Below are 11,437 nucleotides of genomic sequence, written 5' to 3' on the forward strand. Positions count from 1 at the left end.
GGCCCGGCCACAACGTGGCCGGGCCCGACATCGCATGTCGACTATCTGCCCCGTGTCGACGGCGTCCCGTTCGAGCTTTCTTCTTGCCCGGAGTTGTCGTTGCGTTGGTTGCCGGGACGGGGCGCGCCGGTCGCCGTGGGCGACGAGCCATCTGGTGCAACCGGCTGACCCGGCAACGGACCCGAGTCCTGCTGCCGCTGCTGCTGCGGGCGTTGCTGCTGCGGGGCTGGTTGGACGCCGGGGACCGGAATTGTAATGCCGGGCAGGATTTCGACCTGGGTCGGCGCCACTACGACCGGAGGCAGCACCGGGGCATCGACAGTGGACGGCGGAGTGTAGGGCGCCGACCACTCCGGCACACCGGCCTGCCCCTTGATCGGAGCCGGCTTCGGGAAGTTTTCGTTGGGGGTGCCCTTCAGGGCACCGTCCATGGTGGCCTTCCAGATATCCGACGGCAGGCCGGACCCATAGATCATGCCGCCGCTGGCGTTGCGCAGCGGGTCGCCCTGCTCGGTGCCGACCCAGACCGCGGTCGCCAACGACGGGGTGTATCCGACCATCCACGCGTCCCGGTTCTCGCCCGTCTCTCCGAGCTGAGCGGTGCCGGTCTTCGCCGCCGAGTCTCGGCCGCCGGCCAGGCCGTGGTTGCGCGAATAGGCGGCGATAGGCCGCATGGCGGCGGTGACGTTGTCGGCCACAGCGGCAGAGACGCGCTGCTCCCCGGCCACTTCACCTCGATCCAGCAGGACCTGACCGTCGGCGGTCACGACCTTCGATACGAAATGCGGCGCGTGGTAGACCCCGGAGGCCGCCAAGGTCGCGTAGGTGGAAGCCATGTCGAGCGGTCGGGCCTGGTATTGCCCGAGCACGATGCCGTTGTTCGGCCCTGAGCCATCCGACTCGGTCAACGTCTTGCCGACTCCCGGAATGGTGTCCGGGATGCCGAGCTTGTGCGCCATGTCGGCGATCTTGCGCGGGCCGTTCTGCATGTCCAACTGCATGCGGTAGAAGCTGGTGTTCAGCGACCGCTTCAGTGCCTCGGCGATGGTGCACATGCCGCACTGCTCGCCCTCGACGTTAGTGATCTTGATGCCGTTCACGGTGATCGGCGAGCTGTCGTACAGCTGCGACAGCGGGATGCCCTGCTCCAAGTTCGCCGCCAAGCCGATGACCTTGAACGAGGAACCTGTCTGCAAGCCCGCGTTGGCGAAGTCATAACCCTGGCCGTCATTGCCGCCGTAGTAGGCACGCACGGCGCCGGTGCGAGGATCTATGGAGACCACCGCGGTGCGCAAGTTCTCCGGCTCGCCGTCCATGTTCTTGGTCGCCGCGTCGACGGCCGCCTGCTGCGCCTTCGGGTCGATCGTGGTGGTGATCTGCAGGCCCGAGGTGTTCAGCTGCTGCTCGCTGATTCCCGCCGCGGCGAGTTCCTTGAGCACCTGGGTCTTGACCAGGCCTTCGGGGCCGGAGTCCTGCTCTTTGTCCTGGGTCGAGGCGAGCGGGACCACCGGTGGGTATTGCAGACTCTGCCGCTCGCCCGTACTCAGATTTCCGGCGGAGACCATGCCGTCGAGCACGTAGCCCCAGCGGGTCTTCGCGCCCTCCGGGTTCTTCTCCGGATCCAGGCTGGAGGGCAGCTGGATGGTGGCCGCCAGCACCGCGCCCTCGGCGACGGTCAGTTCTTGCACGGGCTTGCCGAAGTACGCCTTGGACGCCGCGTCGATGCCGTACGCGCCCCGACCGAAGTAGATGGTGTTCAGGTACGCCGCGAGGATCTCGTCCTTGCTCCACTGCCGCGCCATCTTGGCCGAGATGACCAGCTCGTGCATCTTGCGGGTCAGCGAGCGTTCGTCACCGACCAGCGCGTTCTTCACGTACTGCTGGGTGATCGTCGAACCACCGCCCGCGCTCTCCTTGCCCAGGATGTTGTCCCTGGCGGCACGCGCGAAGCCGGAGATCGAGAAGCCTGGGTTGGTGTAGAAGTCCCGGTCCTCGGCGGCCATCACCGCGTTGCGGACGTGCGGCGGGATCTGCTCGATGGTGACGTCGGTCCGGTTGCCTTCCGGCGGAACCACTTTGCTGATCACCGTGTCACCGTCGGAGGCCAGGATGGTCGCCACCTGGTTGGTCTTGAGGTCACCGGGCTGCGGCACCGACACCGTGGTGTACGCGGCCAGGAAGATGCCGCTGGGCAGCAGGATGGCCAACGCGATCAGGACGTAGAGGGTGCGCCGAACGATGCGCCACGGCGACTTCTTCTTCTGCGCGGGCCGCCTGCCCGGCCCGTCGGAGCCGTCGCCGTTGCCGCCGCCACGGCGGGGCGGCGGACCCGACGGCGGTCCGCCCGCGGTCCGCCTGCGTTCGCCGGTGGTGGATCCGCTGCCCGGGACGCGACGGCCTTCACGGTCGACCGCCGGACGTGCGCCGGTGACCGGTCGCGGGCCGGTGGCGGGGCCTCGCCGGTCGCGCTCGGCCACCGCCTCGGTCAGCGTGCCAGGCCGCTGAACCTTCTGGGTCTGCTGAGGGCCGGCAGCGCCGGCATCGGGCGCGCCGCGATTCGGCTGCGGCGGACGGCCCGGTTGAGGCGGACGGCCGCCCTGCGGCGGTCGCCCCTGCGGCGGCGGGCCGGGACGGCTCGGCGCCTGCGGGCCACGTGGCTCACCGGGGAGAGGACGAGCGCCGGGCGGCGGGCCCGGACGAGCGCCGGGCGGCGGACCTGGACGAGCGCCGGGCGGCGGACCTGGACGAGCGCCGGGCGGCGGGCCCGGACGAGCGCCGGGCGGCGGACCGGGACGGGGGTTCTGGTACGGGTTGGGACTTGGGCGTGAACTCTGTGGAGGACGGCCGCCAGGTGGCTCATCGCCGTAGGGGGAAGTCTCGTAGGGCGAATTCACTGACAAGATCTCCATAACTCGTAGCGGTCCAAGTGGCTTTCAGCGGTAGTCGTCACCGCGGCGGACGCATGCCGGCTCCGCGAGTCACCCGACGGGCAGATGACCAGGCACTTCATTCGGCGGCGCTGCGCCGGTTCGCGCGTGTCCCGGTGCGGCGGCGCGGCGGCGCGGGCGCGGAACCGAGCACATAGGACTGCACCAGATGATTCCAGCTGCAGGTCCGGCATACCTCGACGACATGGACCGAGAACTCCTCGCGCGTCTCCGCGAGACGCACGAGCTCCTCGGGTGTGCGAGCCGATCCGGCGGCAGGCCCCAGGCCGTCGCCGAAGACCCAGGATACGAGGGTCAGCTGTTCCTTCCGGCAGATGGGGCATGTGACCTCACTCCCCCGACCGTGGAACTTGGCCGCGCGTAAGAGGTAGGGATTCGCATCACACACCTCGGCGACATCGACCCGGCCCGCATAGACGTCAGCCAGCAGCGACCGGCGCCGGAGGGCGTAGTCGACAACTTGCCGCTGAATTCGCACGAGAACCAGAGTAGCGGTGTTGCAATCGGGCCGCCCCGGGCTGTGCGGATTGACCGGCTCCAGCGGGGCCGGATCCGGCGCGTCGCGCCGTTATCCGCATTACGATCCATCTGTGTCCACCGCAGCATCCGGGCGCACGCGAGCGCGTGACCTCGACCGCGCCACCGCGTCCAGCCTGCTGGATGCCGCCTACGCCGAGGGCCAGCTCGGCGCCGACGAGTATTACGACCGAATCGCGCAGGCCGCGGCGGCGAAAACGCTCGGCGCGCTGGCCGCGCTCACCGCTGATCTGCAAACCCCGGCCGCGGCGCGGGGGTTCACCGCGCAGCGCTCGTCGGCCACGCGAAAAGTCTTGCGCCGCTCGGCATCCGGGGGAAGTTATCCCGATCACACCCGGGCGCGCGATGCCGATCGCGCCACTACTCGCGACGTACTCGACTCCGCCCGCGCCGACGGCCAGTTGTCCGAAGAGGAGCACGACACCCTGACCGAACTCGCGTCGGAGGCGCGCACCCTGGGTGACTTGCGGGATTTGGTATCGGACTTGCAGCGGCCCCGCGGTAGCGGCCCCGCGCCGCGGCCACCGCGTTCGCGTCGCCGCCAGTGGTATGTGGGCGCGGTGAGCGTCGCCGCGGTGCTGGCCGCCTGCGCCGGATTTCTCGCAGTCACCCGGGAAGCGGAGGAACCGCGACCGGCGGCGCGAGCACTGCCCGTGCTGGACCAAGGAGCGGTGCAGCCGCTGGTAATCCCCACACCGAGCCCGCTCACCACCGACGGGATCACCACATTCCTGCGAAACTACCAGCGGAAATTCGGCGATCTCCAGGTCGACGAGTTGGCGATGCACGACGGGTACGCCAGCCTCGTCCGGTCGGTGCCGGGCCAGCCGAATCGGAAGGTCGCCTACAACTACCGCGGTGGCTTCGCGCAGTCCCAGCAGATCGAGACGCGCAAGGCCGACACGCCGTCGGTTGATCTGGGCGCGTGGAACGCGGAGGCGATCGGCCGGGCGCTCGCCGACGCCGCCACGATCACCCGGGTGCCGGGCGGTGCGGTGTCGCATCTCGCGGTGAGCGCGAACGGCAACGGAGGCTCCGCCGAGCCCACCATCACCGTTTATGTGAACAACTCGGCCAAGGAGAACGGCTACTTCACGCTGACTCCGGCGGGCGAGGTTCGCCGCGTCCGGCCGTTCGAGGGATAGGCGATGGCGACAACCCGATACAGCGGTCTCCGCGCCCGCGACACCGACCGCGCCGACGTGTGCGGCTTGCTCGACGCAGCACTGGCCGATGGCCAGCTCACCGCGAGCGAGCACGCCGCGCGGACCGCCGAGGCGATGCGCGCCAAGTCCTTCGGCGAGCTCGACGCCTTGATCGGCGATCTGCAGATTCCGGGCGAACTCGCGAACGCCCCGGTAGTTCGCGTGGACCGGCGGCGGCCGCGGCGCTGGCTGGCGCCGGTCTCGACGATCGCGGCCGCCCTCGTCGCGGGTGCGATGGTGGGCGCGATCAGCCGTTGCGGCATCGATGTGCCCGGGTCGTCGGAAAAGGTTCCCGATATGACCACCGGTGCGGGACTGGCCTACTTCCTCGCGGAGTATCGGGCCGAGTTCGGCGACCTGATCGCCGACGATGTCACGCTGTACCCGAAGTACGCCGTCGTGGACCGGCGGACGCCCGGCAACGCAGCCCAGACCGGCGACTACAACTACAGGGGCGATTTCCGCACCTCGCGGACCTCCGAGCGTACTGCGGGGACGCCCACCTTCGACCTCGCCACCGTCGACGTGCCCGCCATCGCCCGGCTGCTGGCCGGCGCGCCGCAGACGGTGCGGTGCCCGGACGGCGAGATCAGCCACGTCAGCCTGCAGTTCGACTCGCCCGGCACGGTCGACCGCGGTCCCGTAGTGGATATCTACGTGAAGTGCGAAGGCGGCGGCTCCGGCTACGCGAAGGTCACTTTCGCGGGCGAGCCGATCGCGGTCTTCCCGCCCTCTCGCTGAATCAGCGCAACACCGGTACCTGGCCGCGGTCTGTGCACAGATGTATCGCTCCGATATAGTGGAAGGTCGCATCCATCGGTTAGGTTCGTACACAGTCAGGGGGTGAAGCCCGTGCTCGAGCTGGCAATCCTCGGGCTGCTCCTGGAAGCGCCCATGCACGGGTACGAGCTGCGCAAGCGGTTGACCGGCCTGCTCGGGGCATTTCGTGCCTTCTCCTACGGCTCCCTCTACCCGACGCTGCGCCGCATGCAGGCGGACGGGTTGATCGCCGAGGAGATACCCGCGGGCGCGACGACTCGCCGTGCGCGACGGGTCTACCAACTGACTCCGGTCGGGCGGGAGCGGTTCAGCGAGTTGCTCGCCGACACCGGACCGCAGAACTACACCGACGACGGCTTCGGCGTTCATCTGGCCTTCTTCAGCCGCACCCCCGCGGAAGCGCGGATGCGGATCCTGGAGGGCAGGCGGCGTCAGGTCGAGGAGCGCCGAGAGGGGCTCCGGGAGGCGATCAAGAAGGCCGGCGGTTCGCTGGATCGCTACACCCGGCAGCTCCATCAACTCGGACTCGAATCAAGCGAGCGCGAAGTGCGCTGGCTCAACGAGTTGATTGCGGCGGAGCAATCGACGAAGGCGGCACCACAGAAAGAGGGAAATATCGGCCATGAGTGACATCGAAAAGGCTGACAACGCCACAGAGGTTCGCGTCGCCATCGTAGGTGTGGGCAACTGCGCCTCTTCGCTGGTCCAGGGCGTGCAGTACTACCGGGACGCGGACGAGTCCTCGGTCGTTCCCGGTCTGATGCACGTGCGATTCGGGCCCTACCACGTCCGCGACGTCAAGTTCGTCGCCGCGTTCGACGTGGACGCGAAGAAGGTCGGCTTCGACCTGGCCGAGGCCATCTTCGCCAGCGAGAACAACACCATCAAGATCTCCGACGTGCCGCCGAGCGACGTCGTCGTGCAGCGCGGCCCGACCCTCGACGGCATCGGCAAGTACTACGCGGAGACCATCGAGCTGTCCGAGGCCGAGCCGGTCGACGTGGTGCGGGTGCTGAAGGACAACAACGTCGACGTGCTGGTGTCCTACCTGCCGGTGGGTTCGGAGGAAGCCGACAAGTTCTACGCGCAGTGCGCGATCGACGCGGGTGTCGCGTTCGTCAACGCGCTGCCGGTCTTCATCGCCTCCGACCCGGTCTGGGCGGAGAAGTTCACCGAGGCCGGTGTCCCGATCGTCGGTGACGACATCAAGAGCCAGGTCGGCGCGACCATCACCCACCGCGTGATGGCCAAGTTGTTCGAGGATCGCGGCGTGCAGCTCGACCGCACCATGCAGCTCAACGTCGGCGGCAACATGGACTTCAAGAACATGCTCGAGCGCGAGCGCTTGGAGTCGAAGAAGATCTCCAAGACCCAGGCCGTCACCAGCAACCTCAAGAAGGAACTGGGCGCCAACGACGTGCACATCGGCCCGTCCGATCACGTGGGCTGGCTCGACGACCGCAAGTGGGCCTACGTCCGCCTGGAGGGCCGTGCCTTCGGTGACGTGCCGCTGAACCTGGAGTACAAGCTCGAGGTGTGGGACTCGCCGAACTCCGCGGGCATCATCATCGACGCGGTACGCGCGGCGAAGATCGCCAAGGACCGCGGGATCGGCGGACCGGTCATCCCGGCCTCGGCCTACCTGATGAAGTCCCCGCCGCAGCAGCTCGCCGACGACATCGCGCGCACTCAGCTGGAAGCCTTCATCATCGGCGCGGAGTAGGCACCGCACCGGCATGAGGTCGGCCGGAGGCGTTATGCCCTCGGCCGACCTGCCGCCGAACTACAGGCCGCGATAGACGTCTTTCCGCCGGCCGACCTCGACCACGAGGATGACCAGCACGCCGTTGTCCACCCGGTAGGCGACCCGGTATCTGCCGACCCGGAGGCGGAACAGGTCGTGGTGGCCGGACAACTTCTTCACGTCGAGCCCCGGGGCACACTTGCTCGCCGGATTCGGCTTCGCGGACGTGGACGGGAAGGTTGTTCAGTCCAGCGAAACGTAGACCTCCACCGACGCCGGGCCGGTGTAGCGCTCGACCTCGGCGGTGTGGGAGCGGGTGATGGTTCCCGCGTTCTCGGCCTTCGCCACCTGCGCCCAGGCGGTGCGGAGCAAGTCGTAGGGTTTGTCGGCGACGACGAATTTGGCATAGCGGCCCTGCGGGATGATGGTGAGCACATCACCGGGGTCCAACTCGCCCATTCCGCCGATCTCGTAGCCGAGCACCGCGACGGCGTGATCGTTCTGGCCGATGTAGGCGGCCACCCGCTGTACGTTCTTCTCCCGCGCCAGATATCTGTCCCACGTGAAATTCACCAGGTCGAGGTCACGCGCGGTCACCTCGCGGCCGGCCAGCGGCACGGTCAGGCCTGCGACCATGCTCTGCGGCAGAGTGACGATCTCGAAGTCCACTGTCTGTTCCTACCCGTTGCCCTGATCGTCTGCCAATGCCACGAAGACTTCCACCGTTCGTGCGTCCGGATAGTGTTCCCAGTCGCCGGTATAGGCGCGCACGAGCCGCCCCGCGGCCTCCGCGTCCCACACCGCTCGCCAGATACTGACAATGGTGTCGCCGAGATTGTCCCCGCTGGCGATGAACCGGGCGAAGCGCCCGGCGGGTACCCGGGCGAGCACGTCGCCGGGCTGCAGGTCGGCCAAGCTGTGGCAGCGGTAGCCGACGATATGGGTCAGGTACGAATTGATCTCCGGCGCGTGGTCGACGTACGCCGTGGTCGGCGGTCCGGGCAGCTTGCGGGCCAGGTTGCGCTTCCACGCCTCTTCGACTTTCGCGCGGCGCGGCCCCTCGACCGCGAGCGCGGGGCTGCGAAGCACTGTTCCCGCCACCAGCGTCTCGGGTTGGTCAACGACATTGAAATCCACCGGCGTAGCCCCTATGTCTCGTCTGTCTTCAATTGGCGTCGCTCCCGGTGCCCTCCATGGTGCGCAGGTTACCGCCTCCGGGCCCGCCGCTCGCGCCGCGCTGTCGTCGCTCGAGCGCATATCCTTCCGCATCGTTTCCGCGGTTTCGGCGTCGGCCCGTTCCGACGCACTCGCTGTTCGCTCTCACTCTGGCAAACGATGCTGCCATGTCATGCGTTCCGCCGGGCCACGGAAGGTCACAGCATCATCGCTATCCAGGAACCGGAATGCTCAGGCCCGGGAAAATCTCCACCTCCCGGGGCGGTTGCGGGCTGGACGGGACGATCACGACGGGTTCGCGCCGCGGTGACGGCTGCGGTGGATTGAGGATGTCATAGGGCCCGCCCGAGGGCGGCTTGCTCTGATTCGGCCGGTCCGGGGCCTGCGTCCCCGGAAACTGTTCGATGGGTGTGCCGTCGAGCGCGTCGTCCATGACCTGTTTCCAGATGTCGGCGGGCAGGCCGGAACCGTAGATGTCGGCGCCGCGCGCGGTGCGGATCGGTTGTGACTGCGAGGTTCCGATCCATACCGCCGTGGACAGCGACGGGGTGAACCCGATCATCCACGCGTCTTTGTTCAGATCGCTAGCACCGAGTTGCGTGGTACCGGTTTTGGCGGCCGAGGGCCGATTGTTCTTCAGCGCGTGCCCATTGGAGTAGGCCGCGATCGGGAGCATCGCCTCGGTGGTGTTCTCCGCGATCTTCTTGGGGATGCGCTGCTCACCCTCGGGCAGTTGTTCGCCGACCTGCTGGTCCGGGCCGCGATCCAGCAGCACCCGCCCGTCGGCGGTCACCACGCGCTGCACGAAATAGGGCCGGTGATAGACGCCCGACGCGCCGATCGTGGCGTAGGCCGAGGCCATGTCGATGGGCCGGACCGAATACTGCCCAAGGACGATCCCGTTCAGCGGTCGCCCGCCCTCTTCGGTGAGGGTCTTGCCCGGCACGCCCGGCAGGTCCTCCGGGATGCCCGCCGCGTGCGCCGCGTCCGCGATGGCCTGCGGGCCGTCGAACATCGTCATGGTCAATCGGTAGAAGCTGGTGTTCAGCGATCGCTTCAGCGCCTCCGCCATGGTGCACTTGCCGCAGGACTCGCCGTCCACATTGGTGATCCGGGTACCGCGGTCGGTCACGGGGGAGCTGTCCAGCACGCGGGACAGCGGGATGCTCTGCTGCTGTGCGGCGATCGCCGCGAAGACCTTGAACGCCGATCCGGTCTGCAACGGCGCCTGGGCGAAATCGAAGCCGATACCGTCGTAGCCGCCGAAGTACCCGCGCACCGCGCCGGAGCGTGGGTCGATCGACACCACCGCGGCGCGCAGTTCCGGTGGCTGTGCGCCCAGCCGGTCGCCCACCGCGCCCAGCACCGCCTGCTGCACCCTGGGGTCGATGGTGGTGGTGATCTGCAACGCGCCCTTGTCCAGGTCGCGCTCACTGACGCCGGAGTCGCGCAGTTCGCGCACCACCTGGTTGCGGATCAGGCCCTCGGGGCCGCGCGCCACGTTGTCGTCCGGGATCTGGGTGAGCGGGATGATCGGCGGAAAGGTGGTCGCGTCGCGATCGCCCGGGGCCAGCGCGCCCATCTCGACCATTCCGTCGAGCACGTAGCGCCAGCGCGCTTTCAGGTCCGCGAGGTGGGTTTCCGGGTCCAGGATCGAGGGTGTCCGGATCAGCGCCGCGAGTACCGCGCCTTCGGCGAGGGTCAGCTGGTTCACCTGTTTGTCGAAGTAGACCTTCGCCGCCGCGGCGATGCCGTATGACCCACGGCCGTAATAGATGGTGTTCAGGTACGCGGCGAGGATGTCGTCTTTACTCCACTGCCGCGCCATTTTCGCCGCGATGATCAGCTCGCGCATCTTGCGAGTGACGGTGCGCTCGGAGCCGAGGAACGCGTTCTTGACGTACTGCTGGGTGATCGTGGAGCCGCCGCCCGCGTTGTCCTTGCCGAGCAGGTTGTCCCGCGCGGCACGCAGGAAGCCGGAAGTCGAATAGCCGGGGTTGGTGTAGAAATTGCGATCCTCCGCCGACAGCACCGCGTCGCGTACCGGCCGCGGCACCTCGGACAACGGGACGGGCATCCGGTTTCCGTCCGGTGGAACGATTTTCGCGAGCACGGTGCTGCCGTCGGCGGCGAAGATGGTCGCGATCTGATTGGTCTGCACCGCATTCGGATCCGGTATCTCGGCGCTCCAGTACGCCAGGACGGACAGCAGCGCGGGCACCACGCCGAAGAGGATGAACAAGGCGAGCAGCAGACGACGGATACGCTCGGCTCTGCTGCGCGGCGGCCGATTGGGCTCGGCCGCCGGACGTGGGATGGGCGGCTGTGTTTTCCGGCGGGCCGCCGCGCGTTCGCGGCGGGTCCGTGCGTCCCGTTTCGCCGCATCCGGCCGCTGCGTCCAGCCCGCGATCGAGGCATACGGTGCGGTCGGGGGAGCCCCCTTGGCGCCGCGTCTACGTCCGCGCGGTTTGCGGAACGAGCTCACGATCATCTCCTCCCGGAGCGCCGGACGAACTCACCTGACGAACGAACGGAAAAGAGCATCGAAAGGCAGAGCTTACCGCGTTCTTTCACAAGCGGCTTTCCACTTTCCGGGCGTCGACCCGCGCCGATGTCGACCGCTTTGTCCGTGCACAGAGCTCGGGTTGCCGCATTCCGGAAACGTGGCCCAGGATCGACGCGATCGAACCAGGCCGGACTGGATTCGAGAGCAGCGGATACCCGCCTCGACCTACACCACTGCGTGCGCTGTGCGTGTGCCGTAGGCGATCTCCGGCGGCGGTGGCCACGCCGCCACATGGTGCGACCGCCGGTTCGACTGACCGGGTTCGACTCGCGCCCGAATAGCTGCCATTTCTATGAGGTAGTCGGTGACACGGTCGCGCGGCTGTCGTCTCGAGCGGCGTACATGCGGCCGGTTGACTGCCGCGTGACGCGCCCGGCGCACCTCAACTCCCGGTTTCGAGCGAAGCGAGACCGAGCATGTTCCGTTCGCGGCCCGGCTCGCGTCCGAGTGGCCGCCGCGTCCGCGACGAAGTCGCCAGCGG

General features: G+C 68.2%; 10 protein-coding genes. 4 read left to right on the forward strand and 6 right to left on the reverse strand.

The window, feature by feature from the left end; all coding sequences use genetic code 11:
- Positions 1-41 precede the first annotated feature (41 nt).
- Entirely contained in the window at positions 42-2,477 is a 2,436-nt protein-coding gene (locus ACFU5M_RS32625) for a transglycosylase domain-containing protein (protein WP_379055141.1), read from the reverse strand.
- Between the two features lie 529 nt (positions 2,478-3,006).
- Positions 3,007-3,426, reverse strand: coding sequence for a DUF5318 domain-containing protein (locus ACFU5M_RS32630; protein WP_379055143.1), 420 nt, complete (start codon positions 3,424-3,426; stop codon positions 3,007-3,009).
- A 112-nt stretch (positions 3,427-3,538) separates the two neighbouring features.
- On the opposite strand from ACFU5M_RS32630, the gene ACFU5M_RS32635 reads away from it, so the two are divergent.
- From ACFU5M_RS32635 to ACFU5M_RS32650, 4 genes are all read left to right on the forward strand, one after another.
- Positions 3,539-4,630 (forward strand): DUF1707 domain-containing protein, encoded by a 1,092-nt coding sequence (locus ACFU5M_RS32635; RefSeq protein WP_379055145.1) that lies wholly within the window; start codon positions 3,539-3,541, stop codon positions 4,628-4,630.
- 3 nt (positions 4,631-4,633) lie between these two features.
- A complete protein-coding gene (locus ACFU5M_RS32640) occupies positions 4,634-5,431 on the forward strand; it encodes a DUF1707 domain-containing protein (protein ID WP_379055147.1) in 798 nt (265 codons plus the stop codon).
- Positions 5,432-5,542: 111 nt separating this feature from the next.
- Entirely contained in the window at positions 5,543-6,100 is a 558-nt protein-coding gene (locus ACFU5M_RS32645) for a PadR family transcriptional regulator (protein ID WP_379055157.1), read from the forward strand.
- Complete coding sequence (locus ACFU5M_RS32650) at positions 6,093-7,193, forward strand: inositol-3-phosphate synthase (RefSeq protein ID WP_379055149.1); 1,101 nt, start codon at positions 6,093-6,095, stop codon at positions 7,191-7,193. Before ACFU5M_RS32645 ends, ACFU5M_RS32650 begins: the two co-directional genes overlap by 8 nt.
- A 60-nt stretch (positions 7,194-7,253) precedes the next feature.
- Here the strand turns inward: ACFU5M_RS32650 and ACFU5M_RS32655 are convergent, their stop codons facing one another.
- The 4 genes from ACFU5M_RS32655 to ACFU5M_RS32670 form a co-directional block, all read right to left on the reverse strand.
- The gene (locus ACFU5M_RS32655; RefSeq protein ID WP_379055151.1) at positions 7,254-7,394 is read right to left on the reverse strand and encodes a type II toxin-antitoxin system RelE/ParE family toxin; all 141 of its coding nucleotides are present in this window, start codon (positions 7,392-7,394) and stop codon (positions 7,254-7,256) included.
- A 63-nt stretch (positions 7,395-7,457) separates the two neighbouring features.
- Positions 7,458-7,883: a GyrI-like domain-containing protein gene (locus ACFU5M_RS32660; RefSeq protein ID WP_379055153.1), complete on the reverse strand. Its 426-nt coding sequence runs from the start codon at positions 7,881-7,883 to the stop codon at positions 7,458-7,460.
- A 9-nt stretch (positions 7,884-7,892) separates the two neighbouring features.
- A complete protein-coding gene (locus tag ACFU5M_RS32665; protein ID WP_159841243.1) occupies positions 7,893-8,351 on the reverse strand; it encodes a GyrI-like domain-containing protein in 459 nt (152 codons plus the stop codon).
- A gap of 250 nt (positions 8,352-8,601) precedes the next feature.
- Positions 8,602-10,881, reverse strand: coding sequence for a transglycosylase domain-containing protein (locus ACFU5M_RS32670; protein WP_379055155.1), 2,280 nt, complete (start codon positions 10,879-10,881; stop codon positions 8,602-8,604).
- Between the last annotated feature and the right edge of the window lie 556 nt (positions 10,882-11,437).

Source organism: Nocardia sp. NPDC057455 (assembly GCF_042802775.1).
GTDB lineage: Bacteria > Actinomycetota > Actinomycetes > Mycobacteriales > Mycobacteriaceae > Nocardia.